Here is a 388-nt window from a genome sequence, read left to right on the forward strand (position 1 = left end):
GGTCGGCGTCATACAACAGCACACCGAGGTAACGGATCCGGCCGACACAGGTTTCGGCGCAGACCGTCGGCATCCCGGCTTCGATACGCGGGTAGCAGAAGATGCATTTCTCGGATTTGCCGCTTTTCCAGTTGAAATAGATCTTCTTGTACGGGCAGCCGCTGATGCACATGCGCCAGCCACGGCATTTTTCCTGGTCAATCAGGACGATGCCGTCTTCTTCACGCTTGTAGATCGCGCCGCTCGGGCACGAGGCGGCGCACGTCGGGTTGAGGCAGTGCTCGCACAGGCGCGGCAGATACATCATGAACGTGTTTTCGTACTCGCCGTAAATGTCAGCCTGAATCTTGTCGAAGTTCTTGTCCTTGCGACGCTTGGCGAATTCAGT

1 protein-coding gene is annotated in these 388 nt (G+C 57.0%); it reads right to left on the reverse strand.

The features are described 5' to 3' along the window. On the reverse strand, positions 1-388 hold a 388-nt coding region (locus SxD43FB_RS24335), incomplete at both ends, for a 4Fe-4S dicluster domain-containing protein (RefSeq protein WP_141249675.1).

This window comes from Sphingobium sp. D43FB, from assembly GCF_002312805.1.
Classification (GTDB): Bacteria; Pseudomonadota; Alphaproteobacteria; order Sphingomonadales; family Sphingomonadaceae; genus Sphingobium.